Here is a 25,986-nt window from a genome sequence, read left to right on the forward strand (position 1 = left end):
ATTTAATCCTGTTAATTAGCCTAGAGTTTCCATCGTTGTTTATAGGGGTCGTTATAGTGATTTTAAATATCCCCCCGAAAGTGAGATAAGCAATGAAAAAAACAATCACTGTTCTCTCTGCTGCAGCGCTCGTAACCACGGGCTCTGTGGCTTTCACCGGAGTTGCGCACGCAACACCCGGTGTGGCGACTGTTCAGGCAGCGCAGCAAGCAATAAACGTTATCCCTGACCCGGGCCTTCAACAGGCTCTCAACAAAGCGATAGACCCCAATCGTTCCGCGTCCCAGCCGGTTACCGAGGATGAGTTATTTAATCTCGAAAACCCCGTTGACGCGTCTAACAGCGGGATACGCAGCCTTGAAGGGCTTGGAAAGGCCTACTTTATCCCCGAGCTGAACCTCTCGGGAAACAACCTTGAGACTCTTCCCGCCGGGGAGATCAGGACACTGCGTTCACTGAAGACATTGACCCTGAGCTCGAACGCTTTGACCACGCTTCCGGAAGAGCTTGCCCGCCTTCGAAACCTCGAGAGCCTTGATCTCAGCAATAACAAAATCGCTGAGCTACCCTCGTACATTGGGTCAATCGCAAAACTCACGCACCTTAGCGTAAGCAATAATAATTTAACCACCCTGCCAAAAGAACTTGCCGAGGCAAAACAACTCAATAGCCTTGATGCGAGCAGCAACAAGATTAACACCCTCGCCGAACCCGTTGCCGCCCCCAGCCTCGCCCGACTTAACCTGGCAAACAACGACCTTTCGCAGGTGAGTCGCGGAATGTTTCCAAATAAAATTGGCTGGGTTGACATAAGCAATAATAAACTATTCAATGTCAGCGCAATTGATGTGGGACGTACTGGAAGGTTTATTGGGGGAGGCCAGGTTGTTACCGCCGAGCCAATCGAAATTCCTGCCGGAGCAACAAGCCATATTCAGTCCTTCTTGCCGACCAGGATTTTTCTTAACGATATCTACGACGATTCGGGATACGGAATCAACAGCATAACTATCGACAGCACCTCCGATCACACGTATGCACGTGGCCAAGGCTGGCAGAACCGTTATCACCATATTGAATGGCGCAACATCGCCCCCGGCGCTACAGAACTGACCTATACCTTCAGGGGAGACCTGTCGCGAAGCTTTGGCGGAACCGTTATCCAACCCATTATTCGCACCCCGTAGCAAACAAGACGATTAACAAAAATGGTCCTTCAGCCAAATCTGGCTGAAGGACCATTTTTCACGTGCGCGAAGGGGGACTTGAACCCCCACGCCCTTGCGGGCACTAGCACCTCAAGCTAGCGCGTCTACCTATTCCGCCACCCGCGCGTGAAATCAGTTTGAACAACTGACCGTAGAAAACTCTAGCACGAAATCGCACACCATTTTTACTGTTTGGGTCACTTCGTAACAAATCTGCTGTAAATTCAAGAAAATATTCCTATAGAACTCTTTTCGACCCCGCCCCCGGTAGCCTAGAGAGTATGTCTGATCACTCCCTTTCGCCCACCGCTCGTATTGCCCAAGAGCTTATCCAAATTGATACGACAAATTACGGGGGTGGAAAATCTCGAGGAGAAGCACAGGCTGCCGAGTATGTTGCAGACAAGCTTGAGGTCTTAGGGCTTAAACCGCAGCTCATAAATTCTGAGCCGGGTAGAACCAGTGTTGTTGCCCGAGTAGAGGGGAAAAACCCACGGAAGGGGGCCCTGGTAGTACACGGACACCTTGACGTCGTTCCCGCCGATCCAGAAAACTGGACTGTTGATCCGTTTGCCGGAGAAGTCAAAGAGGGAATGCTCTGGGGACGCGGAGCGGTAGACATGAAAAACATGGATGCCATGATCATTACGAGTGTGGAGCAGATTCTCTCTCACGGACAGCCAGAACGAGATCTCATACTCGCCTTTTTTGCCGATGAAGAAAATGGTGGAATCTACGGATCCCACTATCTGGTGGACAATCACCCGGAACTCTTTGCCGGAGCTACGGAAGCCGTGAGCGAGGTTGGCGGTTACTCGATCGCGGTTGGGGGTAAACGAGCCTACCTATTGCAAACCGGTGAAAAAGCACTGTTGTGGATTAAGCTCACCGCGAGAGGAGTGGCTGCTCACGGCTCACGCGTCGTACGCGAAAACGCGTTAACCCGGTTGGCCGAGGCCCTGGTAAACCTGGGACGCCACGAGTGGCCAATTCACCTCACTGACACAACAGCCACACTGGTTTCTGAGCTTGCCCGATTGCTGGGGGTTGATCCTCAGACGGTAAGCCCCGATGACATCGTTCTTGCAACCGGTAACGCTTCAGGGTTTATCCATGCTTCTCTGCGCACAACTGCCAACCCCACCGTTCTCGAGGCCGGCTACAAGCACAACGTTATCCCCGATACGGCAGAGGCCCTGATCGATGTTCGAGCTTTTGCGGGGGATGAGCAAAGGGTACTGGAGCAGATACAGGCCATCGTTGGTGATGATATAGAAATCTCAATCATTCACCGGGATGTAGGACTTGAGACCCCCTACGAGGGTCCCTTTATCGACAAGATCGTGGACACCATCAAAGTTCATGACCCCAATGCCCACGTCCTGCCTTACCTTCTTGCCGCTGGAACCGACAATAAAGCTCTGAGTAAGCTCGGGATTACCGGATACGGTTTTGTCCCGCTACGACTCCCCAGCGACTTAGACTTTCCGGGGATGTTTCACGGTGTAGACGAGCGGGTTCCCCTCGATTCGCTCGATTTTGGCCATCGGGTTCTCACAGATTTACTCTCCACCTACTAACCTTGTGAGCTGGGTTATTTATTAACCACGAGAGAGGGAACACATGAGTTTTATCGAGGCAATCATCCTTGGGCTGGTTCAGGGACTCACCGAGTTTTTGCCGATTTCGTCGAGCGCTCACCTTCGTATTGTGGGGGAGTTTTTGCCTTCGGCCGCAGACCCGGGGGCAACGTTCACGGCGATTACCCAATTGGGTACCGAAGCTGCAGTGGTGGTGTTCTTTTGGAAAGATATCGTCAGGATTATCGGGCAGTGGTGTAAATCTCTTGTCGGGAAAGTTTCACAAAACAATCCGGATGTTCGTATGGGGTGGTTGATCATCGTTGGCAGTATTCCCATAGTTGTCCTGGGGGTTCTTTTCCAGGATCAGATTGACACCACTTTTAGATCTTTATGGATTATAGCAGCCACCCTTATCATCTTTGGAATCATCCTAGGGGTCGCCGACTACGTGGGAAAGAAACGGCTTACCTTAGAAAATCTGACCGTTAAGCACGGAATCTTCTACGGCCTCGCTCAATCGCTCGCCCTCATTCCGGGAGTCTCCAGGTCTGGGGGGACTATCACCGCGGGTCTCCTCATGGGGTACGATCGTTCCTCAGCAGCGCGCTACTCATTTCTCCTCGCGATCCCGGCCGTGTTTGGAAGCGGCTTTTACAAACTTTTTAAGCAGGACGATATCCCCAGCCCATTTGGACCCGGAGAAACCCTCGTGGCAACGGCTGTAGCTTTTATCGTTGGGCTTCTTGTCATCGCGTTTCTCATGAGCTACATCTCAAAGCGCAGTTTTATGCCCTTTGTTGTGTATAGAATCCTTCTAGGCGGGGCACTCATTGTATTGTTATCAACCGGCCTTATTAGCGCATAGGAGTTCCAGTGAAGTCTTGGTCAGTTCCGAGCGTCCCCGTCTTGCCGGGGACAGGAACGGTTCCTTCCATTTTTGATACGCGGAGTGGAAGGCTTGTAAAAGCCCAACCCGAGGGGAACACAGCGACCCTCTACGTGTGCGGCATTACCCCCTATGACGCAACCCATATCGGGCACGCGGCGACCTATCTGGTTTACGACCTGCTTCTACGTGTGTGGCAGGATGCCGGGCTGGATATCCTCTATGCGCAGAATGTGACGGATGTGGATGATCCTCTTCTTGAGCGCGCATCCGCAACCGGTGTTGACTGGCGTGATCTGGCTCAGGAGCAAACCGATCTTTTTCGGAGCGATATGCAGGTCCTCTCCATCATCCCGCCACAACACTACGTTGCTGTGACAGACTCGATTGACCACATTGCCGCGGGAGTCGACCAACTACTCAAAGACGGCTTTGCCTATCGCGTTCCGGTGTCTGGCACCGAGGGAGATGTTTACTTCGATAACGAGGCCGCTGCACGCCTCACCGAGTGGTCTGTTGGTAGCACCACGCCATACGACCCGCAGACGCTTGAAGAACTCAACCGAGAGCGTGGCGGAGACCCCGATCGACCCGGCAAAAAATCTCCACTTGACCCCCTGTTGTGGCTTGCAGAGCGGGAGGGTGAGCCGTCGTGGGAGAGTCCCGTGGGGAGGGGACGCCCCGGATGGCACGTTGAATGTTCGGTGATTGCGGTTGAGGCGCTCGGCAGCGAGATCACCGTACAGGGTGGGGGAGTTGACCTCGTGTTCCCGCACCATGACTTTAGCGCAGGACACGCTTTGGCCTTGAATAACCGTTCCCTCGCAAAAATATTCAATCACGCCGCGCTGGTCTCCTATCGGGGTGAAAAAATGAGCAAGTCCAAGGGAAATCTGGAGTTTATTTCACGGTTAACCACCGAGGGAATTGAACCCGCGGCTATTAGGCTCACGCTGCTGGCGCAGCACTACCGTACGCAGTGGGAATGGAAAGAAGAGCTACTCCACAGGGCGCAAAAACGACTTGCCCTGTGGCGTTCAGCGTTCACCCTGTCACCACAAAACACGGCAGCTTCCGCGTTACCCTCCTCCGGAGAGGGCAACCTCATAAAGGCTCACGACCTACTCTCCGATATGAGATCTGCTCTTTCGCAGGACCTGGACGCACCCACCGCACTCCAGGCCGTGGATACCGCAGCCGTGATGGGGGTGGATGATCCCGCCCTGGTTCTTGATGCGGTTGACTCCCTTCTTGGGATCAAACTTCACAGGTAGCAACGGTAGACTCGAAACCCGTGAGCATACTGACACCTGCCGCTGTCCTGTGGGATATGGACGGCACCATTATCGACACCGAACCTCTCTGGAATATTGCAGAAGATCAATTGGCGAGCGAATATAACGTCATCATAACCGATGGCGATCGTCAGCAGATGACGGGTATGGGGCTGTGGGATGCCGCAGAGATCATGCGGACTCGTGGCATTTTGCTCAGCGAGGACCAGATCGTCGCCACGCTGACGCAGCGTGTGGCGTCGCTTCTCACCCTCGAGAATATGCCCTGGCGTCCCGGCGCTATCGAGTTGCTCGCTCAGCTACACGACGCAAAGATTCCGGTTGCTCTGGTCACTATGTCAACCCGGGCGTTGACCGATCTTATCCTCGAACACCTTCCGGTGACCCCTTTTACTGTGACGGTCTGTGGTGACGAGGTGCCCGCGGCCAAGCCTGCACCCGACTCATATCTTTACGCGGCTCAGCTCCTTGATGTGAATATCCACGAGTGCGTGGCGTTTGAAGACTCACTTAACGGGTTGCGCGCAGCCTGGAGTGCGGGGACGGTAACCATTGGGATTCCCCACGTCATTGATCTCTCAACGGGCGACTTTCATGAACTATGGTCCACGCTCGAAGGAAAAACAACAGACCACATTGCTCGGAGCTTTTCCTCGGCCCGTGCTTCAACTCCTTTTGAGAGGGTGCAACGTGAGCAACGGTAATACCGTCGACAACACACCACGGCCTTTTAGCGGCCCTTTTCAGCCCGATGACCACGTACAGCTCACCGGCCCAAAGAATAAAATGCACACCATTACGCTCAGGATCGATGGTGAGTTTCACAGTCACCGTGGTGTCCTCCGGCACAACGATATTCTCGGTCAGCCCGATGGTTCGGTTATCACCAATACGGCGGGGGAGCAGTATCTGGCGCTGCGTCCTCTCCTGAGCGACTTTGCGATGTCTATGCCGCGGGGTGCCGCCATTATCTACCCCAAAGACTCTGCCCAGATCATCACCCAGGCGGATATTTTTCCCGGAGCGACCGTTGTTGAGGCAGGGGTCGGTTCCGGCGCTCTGAGCCTGTGGCTCTTGCGGGCTATTGGACCCACCGGAAGGCTTGCGTCCTATGAGCGACGGGACGAGTTTGCCACCATCGCTCGCGGCAATGTTGAGGGTTTTCTCGGGTACACACCAGAGAATTGGTCTCTCACTGTTGGCGATCTTCAAGAATCGCTGCAAGAGCGCTTTGACGACCATACGGTGGATCGTGTGGTGCTCGACATGCTGGCTCCCTGGGAGTGCGTTGAGGAGGGTTCTCGCGTGCTGAAGCCCGGTGGGGTTATCCTCTGTTACGTCGCAACCGCCACCCAGCTCTCCCGCGTGGCAGAGGCAATCCGTTCCTCGGGGGAGTTCACTAATCCCGCCTCCTCAGAAACCATGGTGCGAGGATGGCACGTGGAAGGACTTGCGGTGAGACCCGATCACCGGATGATCGCTCACACTGGATTTTTAATCACCGCTCGCCGCCTTGCCCCGGGAACCGTGTTACCCGAGCTAAAACGCCGTCCTTCAAAACAGGACTATTCGGCCGAGGATGTGGAGGCATGGACCCCCGGAGCACTGGGCCTTCACGACAAGAGCGACAAGAGTCTTCGCAAAAAGATTAGGCAGGCAGAAAGCCGAGCCTCTCACTCTCGTTCACGACGCAGCGTAGATAATCACAAACCGGCTTCTGAAGTCGGATAGACTTTTGGCCGGGTAGTTTCCCAGAATTTGACATGATGAATCGAGTTTTTGTGCGATCCGTAACCGTTCTTGCCGTAGCAGCCGTTGTTGCCTCCCTTACCGCATGCGCCGCTGGCGACCGCACCACGGTTCCAGGGTGTACACCACCGTTTTCAGCAGGTTCTGTGTCAGAAAGTATTAGCGTGAGTGACGGTTTTGGCAAGAATCCGGACGTGCAATTCCCCACGCCGATCAAGGGAACCGAGACCGAGCGTTCCGTAATATCGCTGGGTACGGGTCCCACCGCTCAGACCGGTGACGTGGTTCAGATCGACTATGCCCTGTACAACGGACTAACGGGCGAAGAACTTGAGTCTACTTTTGGGGAAGGCCAAATCACCCCCATTGTCATCCCAGAGACAAACGATGATAATGCCTACGGAGCTTTCCGCTGCGCCCCCGCAGGAACTCGTCTTGTACTCACCATGCTCCCCGAGGGGCTTCTTGGTAAACAGCAGGGAGAGCAATTTGCCGAGGCTATCGGGAAAAACAGCCAGATCATCATGATTGCCGATGTGAAGGACGTCATTCCTGGCCGTTCCGAGGGAATTTCACAGCAGCTTCCCAATTCCTTCCCCACAGTAGTGGCCGCTCCCAACGGTCGCCCGGGACTCATTTTTCCCAGTGGTGACGCACCAGAAGAGCAGCAGACCGAGGTGAACATCAAGGGCAGCGGTAGGGTAGTGACCGCTGAAGACACTGTTCTTGTGAAAGCCACCGTCGTGAATTGGGCCACACGCGCAGTTACCTACTCCACGTGGGAGACAAACGCCATCGAGCCAATTCCACCGGCAGAAGGGGAGGATCCGATTCGTGACGCGATTAATGGTCAGACAGAGGGCAGCCAGATTGTTATGGTTGCCCCCAGCAGCGACACCAGCGTCTTTGTGATCGATATTCTTCGAGCCGTTCGCTAGGAGTTAGAGTAGGCTATATGGCCCTCCCTCAATCTCGTAGCGTTCCCACGGAGAATAGGCTTTTTAGCGTGGTTTTGGCTCTTGTTGCAAGCCGCAACGGACTGACTAAGCAGCAGATTCTCTCGTCGGTTTATGGGTACGCTGAACGCTTTGTTCCGGGCGCTAATAATGCGAGCCTGGAGCGTCAATTCGAGCGTGATAAAGACAGCATCCGTGAGCTTGGAATTCCTCTCGAAACAATCGATGCGCCAGAGGAACCCGGAAATAATCAGCTCACCCGCTACCAGATTCGTAAAGAGGGATACCAAGTACCGCCCGGACTCAGCTTTGACGCCCATGAGCGTGCGCTCTTAGCCCTGGCCTCAACCGTCTGGCGGGAGGGTTCTCTCTCGGCAGAGTCGCGCCGCTCCCTCATGAAGCTTTCATCACTCGGGGTAGACTCCGATGACTCCCTGCTGGGGTATTCGCCCCGAGTACACACGCGAGACGCATCCTTTGGCGCGCTCCTGCGAGCCGTTGAAACCCAACAGCAGGTCACCTTTGACTATGCTAGGCCGGGCGAAAAAGCTTATGCCCGCACGGTTGTTCCGCTTGCACTGGTGAGCTTTAGCTCCCGGTGGCATCTTTTCTCGTTTGACATAAGGCTACACTCACCTCGAACCTTTCTCCTGTCTCGTATCGTTTCTACCGTCAGGGTGAGCAATCTACTCACCTCTTTCATCCCCGATAACACCGTGGACTACGCGACAGAGGCCCTCACACAATTACGCGAGTTGGCACGTAAAAACGTCGCACGGGTTCGAGTCCAGGTCAACACCGATGCCTCCGCCCGTCTCCAGGCGCGAGCGGTACCGGATACCGATGCCCAAGTCCCCGCACTGGACACAAACGGCTACCACACGATAATCATCGGTTCCGTCGATAACACCCTTCTAGCTGACGAACTTGCCGGTTACGGGCCAGATGTTATCGTGGACTCTCCCTCACACCTGCGCGTCGCGGTTCGTGACCAGTTGCAGCGAGCGGTGGCCATCTATGGCTAAGGCATCTTCCTCTCTCCCTTTTTTAGCTCCGGATAAGCTGGCTTTTTTGCTCACGCTCGTGCCCTATTTGATTGACCGAGGAGTGGCAAGCGTAACAGAAATCGCTAAAGATTTTGGGGTTACACCCCAGTACGTTCGAGGGATCGCGCGTTTTTTAGGAACCGCGGGTATTCCCGGAGAAACTTCCACCTACCAGGATCCCGATCTTTTTGATATCGATTGGGATGCGCTTGAGCAGCACGATGAGGTGGTACTTCGTCAATACGTGGGCATCGACGATGTTCCACGCTTTTCCGGCACAGAAGCAGCTGCGCTCCTGGCCGGACTGCAGTATCTCAGCGCCCTTCCAAATGTGAGTTCTCACGGGAATATCGAGCTTCTGATGAGAAAGCTCCGCTCCGGCGCGGTTCATCAACGCAATACGGTTGCAATTGACTCTCCCGCTTCCGACACCTCCCTCTCGCTTGTACAGCAGGCCCTGGCTGGCCAGGTCCAAATGAATTTTGCCTATCGCACGGCATCGGGTGACACCGTGCGGCGAACGGTTGATCCCCTTGAGCTGGTGTCCTCAGATGACAGATGGTATGTGCGAGGCTGGTGCCATTTGCGCGAAGCCGTGCGCCTTTTTCGCATCGACCGCATGTCAGGTCTTGAGATAACGTCTGTCCCCGTTGACCAACATCCATTGAGCGAGGATGGATACCACGCGTTCTTTGACCCCCGGGAGGATCACGAGGTGGTAACGCTGGCGGCCACGGACACCGGTCTCAGCCTGATCCAGGATTACCAGCCTGAGATTGTTGGACCGGAGGAGAAAGCGGGAGAGCGAACCGGTCGCACACTCGTTACCCTTCGAGTCACCGGCTACGCCGGTATCTGCCACCTCGCACTCACACACATTGATCAGGTTGAGGTCATCGCGCCGCCTCTCGCCCGTGAGAGCATTGCCCGGTGGGCTCGCGAGGCTCTCGGCAATTACTCTGACTAGCGCAAAATCTATGGGGTAGAATGAGGCAGAGACCGACCATCTGAGGAATGGAAAAAACATGCTTGGAAACGCTTTTTCAGGATGGCACGCCATCATCATTCTTGTTGTTATAGTGCTCCTTTTCGGGGCGTCAAAGCTTCCTGCGCTGGCCCGTAGTGTGGGGCAATCGATGAAGATTTTTCGTGGCGAGATGAAAGCCGATGCTGGTGCCCAATCAGCCCCTGACGGATCTGGTACCGAGAACAACACCACGCAGAATTCTCAGGCCACCACCAGTAGTGTGTCAACCGGTAATTCCACCACATCATCACAGCAATAGCGATAACTTATAAGTGGCACGCACTCTAAAATCCCCTCCCACCTCTGATGCCCGAATGTCTTTAAGGGAGCATCTTCTTGAGCTCCGTAAAAGACTATTTCGTGCTGCGCTCGGTGTCGTTGCGGGAACCATTATTGGCTGGGTGCTGTCCGGCTTTGTTCTTAACGCGCTTCGTGGGCCGGTTCAACAGATCGCTCTCACCCAGGGACGACAGGCAGAGCTTAACTATACCGATATAACGGGCGCTTTTGACCTTAAACTACAGATAGCGTTCACCGTGGGCATTGTGCTGTCGAGTCCGGTGTGGCTCTATCAAATCTGGCGCTTTTTTGCCCCGGCACTTTCGGGTCAAGAAAAGAAGTACACCACAATCTTTCTGAGTGCGGCAATCCCGCTCTTTTTAGCCGGATGTTACGCGGGGTGGTTTGTCTTTCCCAACATTGTTAACCTCATGACCGGTTTTGCTCCGGCAGAAGATACGGCGTTTATCAACGCGCGCCAGTATTACGACTTTGCCTTGCGCCTGGTGGTGGTCGTGGGAATAGGTTTTATGGTCCCCGTGATTTTGGTGTTGTTGAACTTTGTCGGTGTTCTCTCTGCGCGGAGCATCCTTAAATCTTGGCGAATCGCTATACTCGTGATCACTCTTTTCACCGCCATTGCTACCCCCGCCGCCGACGTCATCAGCATGTTTATGCTTGCAATCCCCATGGTTTTTCTCTATTTTCTTGCGGCAGGCATCGCCTACCTGCGCGATAGGCGCTTTGTGAAAAAACAAGCCAAACTCTTAGACGAGCGGGAAGCGGAGTTGCCCGCGTGAGCGATAGATACCCAGCTCAATATCCAGAAAAAAATAACGAAGCTACTCCCGCAGAACGCTATGCCTCCTACAAAAAAGGTGTGAAACATCCGCTCACTCAGGCGTTTCGTGAGCGTTCAGAATTTGGACTGGATCCCTTTCAAGTTGCCGCCTGCGAAAGCCTAGAGGAGGGCAATAGTGTTTTGGTAGCTGCTCCAACCGGGGCGGGCAAAACGGTTGTTGCGGAGTTTGCTATTTATTTAGCAATGTCGGGGGAAACCTCCAAGGTTTTTTACACGGCACCGATTAAGGCTCTGAGTAATCAAAAGTACAATGAGCTTGTCGCTGAGTACGGAGCACACAGTGTGGGTCTCCTCACGGGTGACACCAACGTTAATTCCGAGGCCCGCATAGTTGTGATGACCACGGAGGTGTTACGTAACATGCTCTATGCTGGCTCCAGTCTTCTCACGAACCTCTCCTGTGTTGTTATGGATGAGGTTCACTACCTGGCCGACCGCTTTAGGGGTGCGGTGTGGGAGGAAGTGATCATCCATCTTCCGGAGAGTGTCACCATGGTGTCGCTCAGCGCAACCGTGTCAAACGCTGAGGAATTCGGAGACTGGCTTCAGACCGTGCGTGGAAACACCGACGTTATCGTGTCTGAGCATCGACCGGTTCCCCTTTATCATCACGTTGCAACACGTTTTGGCATCAGCGATCTCTTTGACCCTGCCAGCGGTCCGGCGACAGGCGACCGTGCCCGGGTAAATCCCGAGCTGATGCGGTTGTCTACGGCTCAGGCGCGGCAGCGTTTCCCCGAAAACGGTCGAGGTGGTCGACGTGGTCGGCGGCAGCGTGGTTACGATCAAGGCCCACAGGAAAACCAGCGTCGCCAACTCGCAAGAACCTCGAATACTCCTCGTCGCAGTGAGATCGTTGCGGAGCTCCTGGAGGCCCAGCTCCTCCCCGCTATTTTCTTTATATTTAGCCGTAAAGGGTGCGATCAAGCGGTGCGGCAGGTACTCAGAGACGGCATTCGTCTCACAACGGTGCCCGAGCGTAACCACATCCGTGACCTCGTAGAAGAGAGAACACAAGACATCCCCGATACTGACCTAGCCGTTTTGGGCTATTGGGAATGGCTCAGCGGTCTGGAACGCGGCGTGGCAGCGCACCACGCCGGTATGCTTCCGGCTTTTAAAGAAATTGTTGAAGAGCTCTTTAAAAAACGCCTGGTCAAGCTTGTTTTTGCCACAGAAACACTAGCGCTCGGTATCAATATGCCGGCCCGGAGCGTTGTGCTTGAAAAACTTGAGAAGTTCAACGGGGAATCGCGTGTTCCCATCACACCGGGCGAATATACTCAGCTCACCGGTCGAGCGGGTCGCCGTGGAATTGATATCGATGGACACTCCGTTCTTGTATGGAGTGATCATTTTGACCCACAAGCAGCTGCCGCTCTGGCGTCACGTCGAAGCTATCCCATGAATTCTAGTTTTCGTCCAACCTATAACATGGCGGTCAATCTCATTGATAGCTACGGTCGGGAACGTGCCCGTAAGATTCTTGAAACCTCTTTTGCTCAGTTTCAAGCGGATCGGGCCGTTGTCTCGCTGGCACACACGGTGCAGGGCTACGAGAGTTCCCTGAGGGGATACGAGAAATCAATGGCCTGTGAGCGCGGCGACTTCTGGGAGTACGCCGCGCTTCGCAGTGAGCTGGGGGAGTGGGAACGCAAAAAAGTGCGGGGGAGTTCGGCCCCCACAGCGACCCAAAACACCAGGGCCTCCGAAATTACACGATTAAAATCAGCACTCAAGCACCACCCCTGCCACTCCTGTCCAGATCGAGAGAAACACGCACGCTGGGCCGAGCGCTGGCACACACTGGACAAAAAACGCCGCGAGGTCTTGAAACAAATTGAATCCCGTACCGGGGCGGTTGCCGTGGTCTTTGACCGGGTCACAAACGTTCTGCTTGATCTCAAGTACCTCCGTCGTGAGAATGGTACCCTCCTCCTGGACGAGTGGGGGGGAACCCTAAAATATATTTATGGCGAACGGGATCTCCTCATAGCAGAGTGTCTCAGACAAAATCTCTGGGAGACTGTGGATGCGCCCTCCCTTGCCGCGCTTGCAACCTCGCTGGTCTATGAACCGAGGCGAGACGAGAGTCTCGGCGAAGAAAGCCTACCCCGCGGGCCTTTCCGAGAGGCGTTACGGCGCACAAAAGATACATGGGCTTATCTGGACGATATTGAACGGGCACACAAGCTTACCGGAACCGAACCCCCCGCTCTTGGCCTGTGCAGTGCGATGTTTGCCTGGGCACAGGGTGAAAACCTGAGCTTTGTCCTACGCGAGGCTGATATGGCGGCGGGTGATTTCGTGCGGTGGGCAAAACAAACGGTAGACGTTCTCGATCAGATATCGCAGGTTGCTCCCGAGAGCGTCTCTCACGTTGCTCGTGATGCAATTTCTGCCGTGCACACCGGGATTGTTGCTTATTCGTCCGTCGCTGAGGAGCAGGATGACACTGTCGGCTAACACAGATAGGCTTCCCAACGGGAGCCCACTCATCACACGACGTTTTTTTCTGGCTATCCTCTTTGCGCTTTTGGGCGGCCTGCTCCTCAACGTTGCATCTCCCGCTCTCTCCCTTTGGCCTGCGGTTTTTCCAGCCATTGCGCTCATCCTCATATCGCTCTGGGGGAGGAGCTTTTGGGCGGGTACACTTCTGGGAGCTGTGGGCGGGGCGAGCTTTTGGTTCACCCATATATCGTGGCTTACCCTCTATTTAGGCCCAATTCCCTGGTCTGCTCTCGCCGGGGTGATGACACTGTGGTTTGCTCTTTTTGGCGGCGCAATCGCTTTCACCACTCGGATATTGGGAACAGTTCTTCACGATAAACCTCGCACCAGGTTCATAGTGTTGAGTATCGCAGTTGCTGGATTATGGATTGCTCGAGAACAAATTTCCGGAGCCTGGCCCTACGGGGGTTTTGCCTGGGGGCGGGTGGCCCTCACTCAGGCCGATTCTCCACTCGGTTCTCTGGCTTCATGGTTAGGTTTTGCGGGATTAGGGTTTGTGATGGTGTGGGCGGTTTCCCTCACCCTCGCGGTGTGGAACACCTACTCCGACAAAATACTACGACGTGAACCCCTGGTCACGGGGACACGCATCGCCCTCATCGCACCCGCGCTCGGAGTGGTCCTACTCATGGCCGTTCCTTCGTTTAGCCTCAAGGTTCAGGGAACCGCACGAATTGCTGGGGTGCAGGGAAACTCTGATTCAGCAATTTTTGCCGATCGAAAACCGGGCGACTCGCTCAACGCTCACTTTCAGGCGACACTACCCATTATTGACGAGGATGTAGATCTCCTGGTATGGCCTGAAAATGCCTCCGATCTGGATCCAAACCGTGTTCCTGAGGCCGCCAAGATCTTAGACGCGTTGAGCCAGCACATGGGCGTACCGATTGTTGTGGGAACGATCACCGCCGAAGATGATCGCTACTTTAACTCCGCGCTCGTGTGGGAAACGGGCAAGGGAGTTACCGCGCAATACGATAAAAAACATCCCGTCCCTTTTGCCGAGTACATGCCTAACCGCGATTTTTTCCACGCGCTGGTTCCCGACCTGGTTGATTTGGTCCAGCTTGAATATACACCGGGTGAACGATCACCGGTTATGCCCGTTGCAGGATTCAGTGCTGGAGTGGCTATTTGCTTTGACATTGTTGATGACGCACTCGCGCGGCAGATGGTTCAAGAGGGTGCCGAGTTTATACTGGCCCCCACAAACAATGCGGATTTTGGGGATACGGACCAGAGCGTTCAACAACTCGCGATAGCCCAGCTACGGGCTATCGAAACTGGTCGAGCAGTGGTCAACGTTTCTACCGTGGGGACAAGCGCCATTATCCTTCCCAATGGAACCATGAAGGAACGGCTCATACCCTTCACCGCGGACACGATGATATACGATGTACCACGGGTTACCGGTTCAACCCCCGCGATGCTCTGGGGCGAGCATCTTGCACTAGCCGTGAGCATTTTAGGTTATTTCGGCTTTGCCGCCGCCATCTATTTTCCGCTAGCAGGCTTCTTCAAGCGCCGCTCTCCTCAGAAAGGTTAGGAATCCATAGTGGGATCGCCTGTGCCCCGACGAGACCGCAGATAAGATAGACGCTCGTTGAGTAGCTGCTCCAACTCTTCACGGCTGCGACGTTCTAACAGCATGTCCCAGTGGCTTCTCGCTACCTTTTCCTCTTCGGGACTTTCTGACTCTACCGGCATCCCGCTATCGTCAAGAAGAATTCCTGTGTGGCCAGTCTTTGGGTCGCTCCATACCGCTGGTACCTCCGCGTCGCTCGCAAAAACAACGTCAAAGACGCTGCCATCGGCGGCCTGATATCGAACGTTTTTCCGTTCCGAATAGTGAACTCCTACCTCGCTTTGTAAGCTGGTAGATCCAATTCGCGCACCGCGCAATGTACGTTCAGCCATTATTCCAACCCCTCCTCATTCGATACCCGGTACAACACTCGGGGAGTGATTATTACTCCCGTGACGAGAAAACGCTCAGTATATACACGGAGTGTTGTCTCGTCACCCACGGGGACTTGTGCTGCTTGAGGGTATTTGGTGTTGTTATTCAGTTGTCTGGGAGTACCTTGTGGGCGATATCCGGCCTGTCTGTAACGATACCGTCTACTCCCATTGCCATGAGTCTAGTCATAGTGGAGGAGTCGTTGACATGCCAAACGTGAATTTTTATTCCAAAAGCGTGTAATTTACGAATAAATTTGGGGGTCAAAATCCTTACGCCAAACCTTTCGGGTATTTGTACAGCTGAAATCTCGCGCGACATACGCTTGATAATCAGATCGCAGTTAAGCGCGGCCGCTAGCATAAGAATCAAAACTTCACTCGGTGCTGCTCCCTGCGCGATACTGCGGGGGTCTATCCCGGGAGAAAATCTACGCAGAGCGGACACGGTTGTCCGTCGCCGTGCGCGTGAGAAAGAGGTGAGAAGCACTCTGTCCCAGGCCTTTGCATCGGCAATTGATCGAGCCGTATTAACAGCAGCCTTCGCGTCCTTGACATCTATGTTAAACCTCAGGAGAGGAAACTGCAGAAGCGCCTGTTTCAAGCTAGGGACGCTGTGTCCCGGCATCAATTCTCGCGTTCGAAGATCCGACCACAGGAGAGAATTTATTGCGACCAGATGCTTGTGCCGCTCGTCTCCGTTACGGCACAGTATGTGTTCGTTGTGGATAAGAACCGAAACACTATCGCGCGTCCCCCTCACATCGGTCTCAATAATTATGGGTCCGGTTTGCGCGGCAGCTTGGATAGAGGCCAGCGTGTTCTCGGGAACACCGTTTGCAAACCCCCGATGTGCAAATATCCGGGGAAGAGGGTCCGCAAAGAAACCTGGCTCATCCGAATCGTGCATAGGCGCTGTCATAGATCTGCTCTACCTTTCCCATGCGATCGCCACCGCACGGCTAGGAGGATGCGGGGGAGCCAAATGGGGGAGAAGTGGTTGTTGGGGGAGTCTGCGCTTCTCCGCCCCCAAATGCTGAAGAGACACTTCTGAGGGCGTCGGTAAGTTCGCTGGGGATGACCCACATGGTGTTTGCATCCCCTTCCGCAATCTTCGGAAGAGTAAGCAGGTATTGATACGCAAGCAGGGGACCGTCGGGGTTTCCATCGTGAATCGCTTTAAAAACCGTGGTAATAGCCTGGCCTTCACCCTGTGCACGCAAGACTGCCGCCTGAGCGTCTCCCTCTGCGCGCAGGATTTCAGCCTGTCGCAGACCCTCAGCCTCAAGAATGGCAGACTGTTTGGTACCCTCGGCAGTCAGGATTAGTGCACGACGATCACGCTCGGCACGCATCTGCTTCTCCATTGAGTCCTGAATAGAGGTGGGTGGGTCGATAGCTTTGAGCTCTACGCGGCCAACGCGGATTCCCCACTTTCCGGTTGCTTCGTCAAGCACAATACGAAGCTGGCCGTTGATCTCATCTCGACTCGTCAGAGCCTCTTCTAGGTTGAGACCACCCACAACGTTACGGAGAGTAGTTGTTGTAAGCTGCTCGACCGCCCCCAGATAGTTAGCAATCTCATATGTGGCCGCTCGAGCATCCGTCACCTGAAAATACACCACCGTATCAATAGAGACAACCAGGTTATCTTCGGTGATCACGGGTTGAGGCGGGAAAGATACCACCTGTTCGCGCATATCGATCAGGGGACGGAGCCGATCTATAAAGGGAACCAAAAGGTTTAGTCCGGGTGTCAGGGTTTTGTGATATTTTCCTAAACGCTCCACTATCCCCGCGTTTGCCTGAGGAATGATACGGATAGAACGCACTAGCACGGTTATCACAAAGATCACCAGAATAGCGAGAAGGATGATCCCAACTATTGATCCGTCGATTTGAAAATTATTGTTCATGATGCTCCTTCGGTATGAACTATTACCCGCGCCCCGCTGACGGCGGCCACAACAATCTCCTGGCCTCTTTCGATTATCTCAAGAGGAGTTTGTTCAGGATCAAAACGCGCGGTCCAGGTTTCACCGTTTGTGAGTTTGACCGTTCCTACTCCGTCGCGTGGAATTGTTGTCTCGACAACTCCGCCAAGGCCGATCAATGCGTCAACATTGCTTTTTGTCGGGTCGGAATCTCGCTTTAACCAGTGGAGTAGCGATGGGCGCAAAAATAAGATGAGTAGCAGGGAGAGAACCGCAACAATGATTACCTGTAGCCAAAAGGGTATGGCTAAAAGGCTCAGAAGCACTCCGCCCAGACTGGCAACACCCAGCATGAGGGCGGTAAATTCGAGCGTGAACATCTCGATTACCAGAAAAATAAGGACCAGCGAGAGCCACAGCACCCACGCATTATTAATGAGAAAATCAATCATAGGTAGCGACTCCTTCAGTGGCCCTTGTAGTCAAAACTACCATGACGCGCTTATGAAGCACGTAAAGTTATTCAGGTCTGTGAGACAGTTGTTATACCGACTCGCAAGAATCCATTTTTTACAACATCAAGGAGTTCCCCATTGTCTAACCCGCTTGAACCCAAAGCACTCATCGGCAAACGCGCACTTGTCACGGGCTCATCCCGTGGCATTGGCGCGGACACCGTGAGGTATTTTTCTGAAGCGGGCGCAGACGTGGTAATTAACTACCGCAATAAAGCAGCCCGGGCGGAAAAGCTTGCGGCCGATCTACGCAGCAATGGAGGCAAAGTTCTTGCCCTCCAGGCGGATCTCACCGATCCTCAATCGGTCACCACACTGCTCGAAGCAGTAAAAGAAGATCTTGGTGGTCTCGATGTTCTGGTGCTGAATGCCTCCGGTGGCATGGAGGGCGGCATGGTTGAAGACTATGCGATGCTCCTTAACCGGGACTCACAGGTGAATATGCTCACCGCAACACTTCCGCTCCTGAGTGAGGGGGCCCGTGTTGTGTTCGTAACGAGCCACCAGGCTCACTTTATTAAGACGACCCCGACAATGCCCGAGTACGAGGCCGTTGCGCTCAGTAAACGAGCGGGCGAGGATGCGCTACGCGATCTCATCCCCATGCTCGCAGAAAAAAACATTGAGTTTGTAGTGGTGTCCGGAGACATGATCGAGGGCACAATTACCGCAACGCTACTTGAGCGTACAAACCCTGGCGCGATTAGTCAGCGCCGTGACTCCGCCGGGCGTCTTTACAACGTAGGAGAGTTTGCCGCGGAGGTGGCCCTCGCTACAGTTGAGGCCGTACCCGCGAACCACACACGCTACGTGGGAGAGATCGATTCTTTTACCGAGAGTTAACTACGCAAAAAGCTTATTGTGCGCTGTAGGAGGCATTATAGGGCGGCACAGCGTAGTTTTTCTCTAGCGCGTGAAAGGTCACCTGCGCTTACGGGGCGTATTTTCCCCACTGTGAACTTCGGGGCGCTACGGCAGTCAGAATACAACAGTACAACACCCAAACACATGCAATAACCGATAATGTATATTATGTCAGATTGCAGATTCGTCCGATCCGCCACTCCGTAGACTCCCGTTGCGTTTTATGCATCCACTACCCCGCCAGTGCGGCACATTGTGCCGCACTGGCGTTCGGTGGATCGCAAACAAACTCAATAAGTTCCCACAACCGCGCTTCTTGCGTTATTTCTCTTGCCCCGAGTTAGCCTGTCAAATTAAATCCACAAAACGCACTAAGCTTCGCCTCAGCGATTTGCCAGGATATCTAGAACCTTTTACCCGACGCCACCAAGTTATATTAATGTGCATATAATATATGCACAAAGCTATGTAATTTCTATTCAATGACTATCGGGAAGAGATTTCTTGGGTTGCCTCAGCCCACTCCTCAAGCTTACGAAGCGCCGCTCCCGAGTCGATTGCTTCCTCAGCGATAAGCAGATGAGAGCGCAAGCGGTCAAGGAGAGGAATTTCAATAGTTGAGGGAGAACGATGAAGGTCATAGGCAACCATCCCCGCCGCCGCGTTGAGAAGGACGATATCGCGTATCGGTCCGGAGGACCCCGCGAGCGTTTCGCGCGCAATACGCGCGTTATAGACCGCATCCTTACCGAGAAGGTCCTCCATGGAGGCACGTTTAATCCCTAAGTCCCGTGGATTGAGGTCGTGCTCGGTGACCGCGCCGCGGGCCACCTCCCATATGTGGGAGTGTCCAGCGGTGGAGAGCTCGTCAAGCCCCTCGTCCCCCCTGAACACAAGAGCATTAGCCCCGCGCGTCTGAAAAACACCGACGATAAGAGGCACTCGATCAAGCTGAGCTACCCCAACCGCGGAAGATTCAGGGCGAACCGGGTTACAGAGTGGCCCTAAAAAGTTAAAAACGGTGGGAACACCAATCTCCTGCCGGGTGACTCCCGCATGACGAAAGCCCGGGTGAACTCGTCCCGCAAAGATAAAGGCGATGTTTGTTTTCTGAAAGACCTCAATAAGATGCCCTGAATCCAGCGCAAGGTTAACCCCTAACTCGTGCAACACATCGGACGAGCCAGATCGCGAGCTTGCAGCCTTATTCCCGTGCTTAACAACGGGAATGCCCGAAGCTGCAGCAATAATGGAAGACATGGTCGATATATTGACCGTTCCGAAGCGGTCCCCTCCCGTACCCACAATGTCTAGTGAGTTTGAGGAGATGTCAATCGGGTGGGCATGGTCGAGAATAGCATCACGAAACCCAACGATCTCATCAACAGTCTCTCCCTTTATTCGGAGCGCCACGAGAAAAGCCGCAAGCTGCGCCGGAGTAGCCTGTCCCGTGACAATCTGGGACATGGCCCACTCAGACTCCCCCACGCTCAGATTTTTTCCCTCCATAAGGGAAGCGATAAGGTCAGTCCAGCTTAAAGAGAAAGTCATGTCTTGATCATATAAGCCATCGTGTCTCTTCTGTAAAGACCGGAAATACAAGCCTAAAACAGGTTAGGGCAGCATAACCTAAGGCAGACACACGCGAAAATACTACCCGAAGTGGCAAAAAACTAGCTGAGAATCAGCCATAATAGACAGTGTGACAGCGACAACATTCAATTCCCAGGCGGTTAAGCCTGCCCTTAACCGTCCCAATACCGTTGCGGTTGGGACCATTGTGTGGCTTGGCAGTGAAGTTATGTTCTTTGCGGGACTCTTTGCGATCTACTTCACTCTCCGCTCAATGTCCCCGGAGATGTGGGCAGAACAGACGGCCAAGCACAATTTCACCTTCGCCTTCATCAACACCCTAATCCTGGTCTCTTCCTCGGTCACATGCCAGTTTGGTGTGTACGCAGCGGAACGCCTCCGGCCACGCGCTATCGGATGGAAACCCACAGAATGGGGAATGGTTGAGTGGTTCTTTCTCACCTATGCCCTGGGTGCCACCTTCGTGTCCGGACAGGTCTGGGAATATGCCACGCTCGTTTCAGAAGGTGTGACCATCTCGTCGGACGCCTACGGCTCCGCTTTTTATATGACCACCGGATTCCACGGTATTCACGTGGCGGCCGGACTTATTGCTTTTCTGCTCGTCATCGGTCGAGCTTTCGCCGTAAAAAATTTCGGTCACAAAGAAGCAACAAGCGCAATCGTTGTTTCTTACTATTGGCACTTTGTTGACGTTGTCTGGATTGGTCTATTCATCGTCATCTACATGATCAAATAACAGCAGGAGCGACGACACAGAATGATTCGGAATAGCAAGAAAAAACACAGCACGAAGAAAACCGGTCGCCGTCATCCGCTCGCGACGGTTGCTCTTGTTGCCATCGGTCTTCTCTTTACCGGAGCTGCGTATGCCGGGTTCAGTGGCACTGCGGCTGTTGCTGATATAGATCTACAGTCACAAACCACAATTGATGAGGGACAAAAGCTATTTGCGGCTAACTGTGCCACCTGCCACGGCATGGAAGGCCAAGGAAGCGCAGAAGGACCGAGCCTCATCGGAACCGGTGCAGCTTCCACACATTTCCAGGTGGGAACGGGACGCATGCCCCTCGCATTCCAGGGGCCGCAGGGAATGATTAAACCAGCTCAGTTCACCGAAGAGCAAACTCTCAAGCTGGCAGCGTTTGTTGCATCGCTTGGCCCCGGACCCGCGATCCCCGAAGCTCGATACCTTGATGGCAAAGGCAACGTTGCTACCGGCGGTGAACTGTTCCGAATCAACTGCGCCATGTGTCACAACGTTGCCGGCGCGGGTGGTGCCCTCACCGAGGGCAAGTTTGCTCCACCGCTTCATGGAGTTGAAGCCGTACACATTTACGAAGCCATGATAACTGGCCCGCAAAACATGCCCGTCTTCAATGATATGAACATCACTCCCGAAGAAAAGCGCGATGTTATTAGCTACTTGCAGTACATGGAAAATACCGTCTCTGTTGGTGGCTTTAAACTGGGATCTCTTGGCCCTGTCGCTGAAGGATTATTCATCTGGGTCTTTGGTCTCGGAGCGGTCATCGCTTTGACCGTGTGGGTTACCGCAAGATCCAACTAGCATCTAGAAACATATGTACGTTTGATCATTACAACTTTTAGGTTCAAGGAGAAACATGGCACAGGACGTGCAGAACAGCGATAGTAACGCTGTTGTCGCCGCCTCCGCTGCAGATCACGCAGAGACAGAATCTGCCGGTACAGCGGTAATCCCGGCTGACGCGATTCCCAATCCGGGTTTTCCCCCGCATCGGAAGCGTGTCACCGACACGGACCCAAAAAAAGAGAAGCGTGCTGTTCGCACCGTTTACACTCTCTTCTGGCTCTCGATTATCGGTAGCATCGGAGCTATTGCATCTTATATGGCTTTCCCCATTGAAAGCGGCGACCGTGAAATGCTACGCCTGAACACCCTGTTTATGGGCCTAGGCATGACGCTATCCCTCTTTGGAATCGGCCTCGCAGCCATACACTGGGGTAAATCCCTTATGGTCGACAGCGAGGGCATTGACGAACGCCACCCCGTTCGTGGGGATGATGAGACGCGTACCGAGGCCGCTCACATCTTCCAGCAGGCAAATGCTGAATCAGGGTTTGGACGCCGTTCTCTCATCCGCAACAGCCTTATTGGGGCCCTTGTCGCCTTTCCCCTGCCTGGAATAGTCATACTCAGAAGCTTGGCACCTCAGGATCAAGATCCCGTTGCCCTTCTTAAAGAGACAATGTGGGACAACGGGGTGCGGCTCACCATCGACCCCTCCGGGCGCCCCATCAAAGCTTCTGAAGTCACTATTGGCTCAGTATTTCACGTTATCCCCGACGGACTGAACGACCTCGAGCATAAATTAGATGAAAAAGCCAAATCAATTGTGCTCCTGATGCGCCTCAACCCGGATCAGCTCATCGAGGACGAAAACCGTAAGGGATGGTCCTACGACGGTATTGTTGCCTACTCCAAAGTGTGCACACACGTGGGTTGTCCCGTCGCTCTCTACGAACAACACACCCACCACCTACTTTGTCCCTGCCACCAATCACAATTTGATGTTACCCGTCACTGTGAAGTGATCTTTGGGCCGGCTAAGCGTCCGCTTCCACAACTTCCCATCACGGTTGACGATGAGGGATATCTCATCGCTCAGAGTGACTTCACCGAACCCGTTGGTCCGAGCTTCTGGGAGCGAGTATCCTAATGAGTACAGTTACTGCACCGCCTAAGTCCCCCAACTCCGAAACACAAAGTGGCGTTCGTTTCACAAACAAAGCCGCCAACTACCTCGATGATCGCACCAAAGTTTCTGCCGCGGTCAAAGAGTTTGGACGTAAGATATTTCCCGACCACTGGTCGTTTTTGCTGGGTGAGGTTGCCCTCTACAGCTTTGTTGTAATCCTCCTCTCGGGAACCTTCCTCACTCTTTTCTTCCAGGCTTCAATGGCAGAGGTTCACTACAACGGCTCCTACATTCCTCTCAAGGGAATGGAAATGTCTGCCGCGATGGCCTCAACCCTCGATATCTCCTTTGATATTCGGGGGGGCCTACTGATGCGCCAGATCCACCACTGGGCCGCGCTTCTCTTTGTGGCCGCCATTGGCCTCCACATGCTCCGAATCTTCTTCACCGGTGCTTTCCGCAAGCCACGTGAGCTCAACTGGGTGATTGGTTTTGTCCTCTTTGTGCTCGCAATGGCAGAAGGATTTACCGGTTACTCACTCCCGGATGATCTGCTCTCGGGTAATGGTCTCAGAATTATCGACGGAATTATCAAGGGCATCCCCGTTGTAGGAACCTGGATCTCTTTCCTTCTCTTTGGTGGCGAGTTCCCCGGCGTAGACATCGTAGGACGTCTCTACGCCCTACACATTATGCTCCTACCCGCTCTCGTCATAGCGTTTATCGCGCTTCACCTGGTGTTTGTGGTTGTTCACAAGCACACGCAGTTCCCGGGCGCTGGGCGCACCAACAACAATGTTGTTGGATTCCCGGTTCTTCCCGTTTACGCGGCAAAAGCCGGAGGGTTCTTCTTTGTGGTGTTCGGGGTGATCGTGCTTATCGCCTCGCTCTTCAGCATTAACCCGGTCTGGAACTATGGACCTTACGACCCCTCCCCCGTGTCCGCTGGTACCCAACCCGACTGGTATATCGGATTTGCTGATGGAGCTCTGCGTCTAGTGCCGCCCCACTGGGAAACAGAGTGGTTTGGCTTCACTTGGTCTTGGAACATCCTGGTCCCGATCACCATAATTGGTATCTTCCTGATGCTGGTTCTGTTCTACCCCTTCATTGAGGGATGGGTCACGGGCGACAAGCGCGAACATCACCTACTCGATCGGCCACGTAACGCCCCCACACGTACCGCTATTGGTGCGGCCGGCGTAACCTTCTATGCCGTAATGTGGGCTGCAGCCAGCTCCGACCTTGTGGCAACTCATTTCCAGATGGCGATGGAAGCGGTTATTCACATCCTGCAAGTTGCGCTCATTCTTGGCCCTATCATTGCCTACCTCATCACTAAGCGCATCTGCCTGGGACTGCAAAAGAAAGATCGTTTAATTGCTTTGCACGGATACGAGTCCGGCCGTATTGTCCGTATGCAGGGCGGTGAATACATTGAGGTTCACAAGCCTGTGTCAGATTATGAACGTTGGAAACTCGTGAGTTACAACGATTATGAACCCCTTGTACTCCGCCCCAACAAACACGGCAGGATTACACTGGGCAACCGTCTCCGTACCGTCTTCTCTCGCTGGTTCTTCCAGGATCGGGTATCACCGGTGACACAAAACGAGATCGAGTCTGAGGACCACGGTCACGACGATCAACGCTACTAACAAATGATCCCCGTGGGGGGTGCGTTTTCCCGGCAAGATTCGGGAGAAACGCACCCCCCCCTTTCTTTAACCACTGATATCTATCCGTGTTGTGGCTATGTGGCATACGGGATGGGTAAATCTCTCCCACTCCCCCACCCCACGTTCTATCTCAAAAGACTTGCTAATTTTTATCAGCATGAGGCTTGGTCGGGGTAAGCGATCGCAGGCAAACAAATCCACGCTAGCTGACCTTTTCAGATGCCAGGTACGACTCTATGAGGCTCCCTGACGCTAGATGCCCACCAACATGATGATGGAATGTCTGCTCTGCTCTGATGAGGTTTTTACTTAGATCGCCACTCAAGAAACATCTAGTCTGGAACGTAAGCGATTGCAACTACATGTAGAGCTCTTCGTTTCGACACAGAGTCACATTCGGAATCAGGCAAAGGGAGAATTGCTGTTCCTGGTTGGCGCTATCATGGGGAAAGAAAAGCTGGCGTTAGTAGCTCCGCTGAGCGGAATTATCCGAGAGGCAGAACCTTACGGAAGTATTCGCCAACCACTTTGTATCCGAGTCGGTGATAAAACTCCCCGGTTCGAGCTGTCGCCATGCTGAGTTGACGCACTCCACGCGCAATACAGTATGACTCGTTGGCGTCTACCAGGGCTGATCCAAGGCCTCGAGTACGGGCTTTTTCATCCACAACGATTTCCTGCAGGAAAGCGGTAAGTCCAGACGCATGTAATAAACGTGATACTGACATCAGAGAGTAGCCAACGATTTTTTTATCGTCGTCCTCTACCACATACAACACGTTTGTTTCCTGGTCTCGATGACGTAAAACGTTTTCAAAAGCTATTTGAAATTCATCAATATTAATCGCTACACGACCGGTTTGAAACTGACGCGCAAGTTGAAAAACAGCTGCTGAGTCTTCGGAGACACCACGACGTATAGTAGCCATATTAGCGTGCAAAATGCCCACGGTAGTATTCGTAAACCCACCCGATGACAGCAACCAGTATGATCGGAACGGCAAAGAAAGACACCCAGAAGGAATTTCCAATTGCGAACCCGAGAAGGAAAAGCCCAAGGCTAAAGGCCAAGATCATTGGCCACCAACTCCAGGGGCTAAACTCGCCTACTTCGGGGTCGCCGTCATCGATATCAGCATCAAGACGGTCTTCAGGGAGTTCACCACCCTGAGCCTTGTGGACCTTCACAATGTAAAAGGCCACGAAGGACATCAGAATTCCAGAGAGGTAGATAGCAATCGTGCCAGCCCACTCTACCGAACCATCGACCAGGATGTTCCACACGGTGTAGACCGTTCCCATAATGAGGAAGAAAATCGCAAGAAGCCAATAAATGGCGATACTAGATTTCATGGTTCT

25 protein-coding genes and 1 tRNA gene are annotated in these 25,986 nt (G+C 53.6%); 18 read left to right on the forward strand and 8 right to left on the reverse strand.

What is annotated here, in order from left to right; all coding sequences use genetic code 11:
• Positions 1 to 92 precede the first annotated feature (92 nt).
• Positions 93 to 1,187: a leucine-rich repeat domain-containing protein gene (locus FrondiHNR_RS06870; protein WP_279352045.1), complete on the forward strand. Its 1,095-nt coding sequence runs from the start codon at positions 93 to 95 to the stop codon at positions 1,185 to 1,187.
• Between the two features lie 63 nt (positions 1,188 to 1,250).
• On the opposite strand, the gene FrondiHNR_RS06875 is transcribed toward FrondiHNR_RS06870, so the two are convergent.
• A tRNA-Leu gene (locus FrondiHNR_RS06875) sits at positions 1,251 to 1,334 on the reverse strand.
• A 155-nt stretch (positions 1,335 to 1,489) separates the two neighbouring features.
• Here FrondiHNR_RS06875 and FrondiHNR_RS06880 point away from each other — a divergent pair.
• The 12 genes from FrondiHNR_RS06880 to lnt are packed head-to-tail and all read left to right on the forward strand — an operon-like array spanning position 1,490 to position 14,948.
• A complete protein-coding gene (locus FrondiHNR_RS06880) occupies positions 1,490 to 2,788 on the forward strand; it encodes a M20/M25/M40 family metallo-hydrolase (RefSeq protein ID WP_279352046.1) in 1,299 nt (432 codons plus the stop codon).
• Between the two features lie 43 nt (positions 2,789 to 2,831).
• A complete protein-coding gene (locus FrondiHNR_RS06885) occupies positions 2,832 to 3,656 on the forward strand; it encodes an undecaprenyl-diphosphate phosphatase (protein WP_279352047.1) in 825 nt (274 codons plus the stop codon).
• A gap of 8 nt (positions 3,657 to 3,664) precedes the next feature.
• On the forward strand, positions 3,665 to 4,951 hold the full coding sequence (gene mshC, locus FrondiHNR_RS06890; protein WP_279352048.1) for a cysteine--1-D-myo-inosityl 2-amino-2-deoxy-alpha-D-glucopyranoside ligase: 1,287 nt from the start codon (positions 3,665 to 3,667) through the stop codon (positions 4,949 to 4,951).
• A gap of 20 nt (positions 4,952 to 4,971) precedes the next feature.
• Positions 4,972 to 5,676: an HAD family phosphatase gene (locus FrondiHNR_RS06895; RefSeq protein ID WP_279352049.1), complete on the forward strand. Its 705-nt coding sequence runs from the start codon at positions 4,972 to 4,974 to the stop codon at positions 5,674 to 5,676.
• Positions 5,663 to 6,703 carry a tRNA (adenine-N1)-methyltransferase gene (locus tag FrondiHNR_RS06900; protein ID WP_279352050.1) on the forward strand — a complete coding sequence of 347 codons (1,041 nt, stop codon included), beginning with the start codon at positions 5,663 to 5,665 and terminating at the stop codon, positions 6,701 to 6,703. Before FrondiHNR_RS06895 ends, FrondiHNR_RS06900 begins: the two co-directional genes overlap by 14 nt.
• Positions 6,704 to 6,735: 32 nt before the next feature.
• The gene (locus FrondiHNR_RS06905; RefSeq protein WP_279352051.1) at positions 6,736 to 7,659 is read left to right on the forward strand and encodes a hypothetical protein; all 924 of its coding nucleotides are present in this window, start codon (positions 6,736 to 6,738) and stop codon (positions 7,657 to 7,659) included.
• A 17-nt stretch (positions 7,660 to 7,676) separates the two neighbouring features.
• The gene (locus FrondiHNR_RS06910; RefSeq protein ID WP_279352052.1) at positions 7,677 to 8,702 is read left to right on the forward strand and encodes a WYL domain-containing protein; all 1,026 of its coding nucleotides are present in this window, start codon (positions 7,677 to 7,679) and stop codon (positions 8,700 to 8,702) included.
• Positions 8,695 to 9,690, forward strand: coding sequence for a WYL domain-containing protein (locus FrondiHNR_RS06915; protein WP_279352053.1), 996 nt, complete (start codon positions 8,695 to 8,697; stop codon positions 9,688 to 9,690). The genes FrondiHNR_RS06910 and FrondiHNR_RS06915 overlap by 8 nt, the downstream gene beginning before the upstream one ends.
• A gap of 58 nt (positions 9,691 to 9,748) precedes the next feature.
• On the forward strand, positions 9,749 to 10,009 hold the full coding sequence (gene tatA / locus FrondiHNR_RS06920; RefSeq protein WP_279352054.1) for a twin-arginine translocase TatA/TatE family subunit: 261 nt from the start codon (positions 9,749 to 9,751) through the stop codon (positions 10,007 to 10,009).
• Positions 10,010 to 10,064: 55 nt separating this feature from the next.
• Positions 10,065 to 10,829, forward strand: coding sequence for a twin-arginine translocase subunit TatC (tatC, locus tag FrondiHNR_RS06925; protein WP_279352055.1), 765 nt, complete (start codon positions 10,065 to 10,067; stop codon positions 10,827 to 10,829).
• Entirely contained in the window at positions 10,826 to 13,357 is a 2,532-nt protein-coding gene (locus tag FrondiHNR_RS06930; protein ID WP_279352056.1) for a DEAD/DEAH box helicase, read from the forward strand. The genes tatC and FrondiHNR_RS06930 overlap by 4 nt, the downstream gene beginning before the upstream one ends.
• Entirely contained in the window at positions 13,341 to 14,948 is a 1,608-nt protein-coding gene (gene lnt / locus FrondiHNR_RS06935) for an apolipoprotein N-acyltransferase (protein ID WP_279352057.1), read from the forward strand. Before FrondiHNR_RS06930 ends, lnt begins: the two co-directional genes overlap by 17 nt.
• On the opposite strand, the gene FrondiHNR_RS06940 is transcribed toward lnt, so the two are convergent.
• From FrondiHNR_RS06940 to FrondiHNR_RS06955, 4 genes are all read right to left on the reverse strand, one after another.
• A complete protein-coding gene (locus FrondiHNR_RS06940; protein WP_279352058.1) occupies positions 14,945 to 15,319 on the reverse strand; it encodes an RNA polymerase-binding protein RbpA in 375 nt (124 codons plus the stop codon). The two genes, lnt and FrondiHNR_RS06940, sit on opposite strands and share 4 nt — an antisense overlap.
• A gap of 148 nt (positions 15,320 to 15,467) precedes the next feature.
• A complete protein-coding gene (locus FrondiHNR_RS06945; protein ID WP_279352059.1) occupies positions 15,468 to 16,283 on the reverse strand; it encodes a glycerophosphodiester phosphodiesterase family protein in 816 nt (271 codons plus the stop codon).
• Between the two features lie 40 nt (positions 16,284 to 16,323).
• Positions 16,324 to 17,277: an SPFH domain-containing protein gene (locus tag FrondiHNR_RS06950; RefSeq protein WP_279352060.1), complete on the reverse strand. Its 954-nt coding sequence runs from the start codon at positions 17,275 to 17,277 to the stop codon at positions 16,324 to 16,326.
• Positions 17,274 to 17,747, reverse strand: a complete 474-nt coding sequence (locus FrondiHNR_RS06955) for an NfeD family protein (protein WP_279352061.1) — start codon at positions 17,745 to 17,747, stop codon at positions 17,274 to 17,276. Before FrondiHNR_RS06955 ends, FrondiHNR_RS06950 begins: the two co-directional genes overlap by 4 nt.
• A 141-nt stretch (positions 17,748 to 17,888) precedes the next feature.
• Here FrondiHNR_RS06955 and FrondiHNR_RS06960 point away from each other — a divergent pair, with 141 nt between their 5' ends.
• Complete coding sequence (locus FrondiHNR_RS06960; RefSeq protein ID WP_279352062.1) at positions 17,889 to 18,653, forward strand: SDR family oxidoreductase; 765 nt, start codon at positions 17,889 to 17,891, stop codon at positions 18,651 to 18,653.
• A gap of 507 nt (positions 18,654 to 19,160) precedes the next feature.
• Here the strand turns inward: FrondiHNR_RS06960 and trpD are convergent.
• On the reverse strand, positions 19,161 to 20,225 hold the full coding sequence (gene trpD, locus FrondiHNR_RS06965; protein WP_279352063.1) for an anthranilate phosphoribosyltransferase: 1,065 nt from the start codon (positions 20,223 to 20,225) through the stop codon (positions 19,161 to 19,163).
• A gap of 142 nt (positions 20,226 to 20,367) precedes the next feature.
• Between trpD and FrondiHNR_RS06970 the strand changes: the two genes are divergently transcribed.
• Genes FrondiHNR_RS06970 through FrondiHNR_RS06985 form a run of 4 tightly spaced genes read left to right on the forward strand, consistent with a single transcriptional unit; the run spans position 20,368 to position 24,606 of the window.
• Positions 20,368 to 21,006, forward strand: a complete 639-nt coding sequence (locus FrondiHNR_RS06970) for a heme-copper oxidase subunit III (protein ID WP_279354495.1) — start codon at positions 20,368 to 20,370, stop codon at positions 21,004 to 21,006.
• Positions 21,007 to 21,027: 21 nt separating this feature from the next.
• Positions 21,028 to 21,837: a c-type cytochrome gene (locus tag FrondiHNR_RS06975; protein ID WP_279352064.1), complete on the forward strand. Its 810-nt coding sequence runs from the start codon at positions 21,028 to 21,030 to the stop codon at positions 21,835 to 21,837.
• Between the two features lie 55 nt (positions 21,838 to 21,892).
• Positions 21,893 to 22,969 carry a Rieske 2Fe-2S domain-containing protein gene (locus FrondiHNR_RS06980; protein WP_279352065.1) on the forward strand — a complete coding sequence of 359 codons (1,077 nt, stop codon included), beginning with the start codon at positions 21,893 to 21,895 and terminating at the stop codon, positions 22,967 to 22,969.
• Entirely contained in the window at positions 22,969 to 24,606 is a 1,638-nt protein-coding gene (locus tag FrondiHNR_RS06985; RefSeq protein WP_279352066.1) for a ubiquinol-cytochrome c reductase cytochrome b subunit, read from the forward strand. The genes FrondiHNR_RS06980 and FrondiHNR_RS06985 overlap by 1 nt, the downstream gene beginning before the upstream one ends.
• A 506-nt stretch (positions 24,607 to 25,112) precedes the next feature.
• Here the strand turns inward: FrondiHNR_RS06985 and FrondiHNR_RS06990 are convergent.
• Positions 25,113 to 25,556 (reverse strand): GNAT family N-acetyltransferase, encoded by a 444-nt coding sequence (locus FrondiHNR_RS06990; protein WP_279352067.1) that lies wholly within the window; start codon positions 25,554 to 25,556, stop codon positions 25,113 to 25,115.
• A gap of 1 nt (position 25,557) precedes the next feature.
• On the reverse strand, positions 25,558 to 25,980 hold the full coding sequence (locus FrondiHNR_RS06995; protein ID WP_279352068.1) for a cytochrome c oxidase subunit 4: 423 nt from the start codon (positions 25,978 to 25,980) through the stop codon (positions 25,558 to 25,560).
• Between the last annotated feature and the right edge of the window lie 6 nt (positions 25,981 to 25,986).

Origin of the sequence: Lysinibacter sp. HNR (assembly GCF_029760935.1) — a bacterium.
Lineage (GTDB): Bacteria > Actinomycetota > Actinomycetes > Actinomycetales > Microbacteriaceae > HNR.

Coding starts and splice junctions, on each gene's coding strand:
- FrondiHNR_RS06870 (WP_279352045.1), top strand. CDS start 93: ATGAAAAAAACAATCACTGTTCTCTCTGCTGCAGCGCTCGTAACCACG.
- FrondiHNR_RS06880 (WP_279352046.1), top strand. CDS start 1,490: ATGTCTGATCACTCCCTTTCGCCCACCGCTCGTATTGCCCAAGAGCTT.
- FrondiHNR_RS06885 (WP_279352047.1), top strand. CDS start 2,832: ATGAGTTTTATCGAGGCAATCATCCTTGGGCTGGTTCAGGGACTCACC.
- FrondiHNR_RS06905 (WP_279352051.1), top strand. CDS start 6,736: ATGATGAATCGAGTTTTTGTGCGATCCGTAACCGTTCTTGCCGTAGCA.
- FrondiHNR_RS06910 (WP_279352052.1), top strand. CDS start 7,677: ATGGCCCTCCCTCAATCTCGTAGCGTTCCCACGGAGAATAGGCTTTTT.
- FrondiHNR_RS06915 (WP_279352053.1), top strand. CDS start 8,695: ATGGCTAAGGCATCTTCCTCTCTCCCTTTTTTAGCTCCGGATAAGCTG.
- tatA (WP_279352054.1), top strand. CDS start 9,749: ATGCTTGGAAACGCTTTTTCAGGATGGCACGCCATCATCATTCTTGTT.
- tatC (WP_279352055.1), top strand. CDS start 10,065: ATGTCTTTAAGGGAGCATCTTCTTGAGCTCCGTAAAAGACTATTTCGT.
- lnt (WP_279352057.1), top strand. CDS start 13,341: ATGACACTGTCGGCTAACACAGATAGGCTTCCCAACGGGAGCCCACTC.
- FrondiHNR_RS06940 (WP_279352058.1), bottom strand. CDS start 15,319: ATGGCTGAACGTACATTGCGCGGTGCGCGAATTGGATCTACCAGCTTA.
- FrondiHNR_RS06945 (WP_279352059.1), bottom strand. CDS start 16,283: ATGACAGCGCCTATGCACGATTCGGATGAGCCAGGTTTCTTTGCGGAC.
- FrondiHNR_RS06950 (WP_279352060.1), bottom strand. CDS start 17,277: ATGAACAATAATTTTCAAATCGACGGATCAATAGTTGGGATCATCCTT.
- FrondiHNR_RS06955 (WP_279352061.1), bottom strand. CDS start 17,747: ATGATTGATTTTCTCATTAATAATGCGTGGGTGCTGTGGCTCTCGCTG.
- trpD (WP_279352063.1), bottom strand. CDS start 20,225: ATGACTTTCTCTTTAAGCTGGACTGACCTTATCGCTTCCCTTATGGAG.
- FrondiHNR_RS06975 (WP_279352064.1), top strand. CDS start 21,028: ATGATTCGGAATAGCAAGAAAAAACACAGCACGAAGAAAACCGGTCGC.
- FrondiHNR_RS06980 (WP_279352065.1), top strand. CDS start 21,893: ATGGCACAGGACGTGCAGAACAGCGATAGTAACGCTGTTGTCGCCGCC.
- FrondiHNR_RS06985 (WP_279352066.1), top strand. CDS start 22,969: ATGAGTACAGTTACTGCACCGCCTAAGTCCCCCAACTCCGAAACACAA.
- FrondiHNR_RS06990 (WP_279352067.1), bottom strand. CDS start 25,556: ATGGCTACTATACGTCGTGGTGTCTCCGAAGACTCAGCAGCTGTTTTT.
- FrondiHNR_RS06995 (WP_279352068.1), bottom strand. CDS start 25,980: ATGAAATCTAGTATCGCCATTTATTGGCTTCTTGCGATTTTCTTCCTC.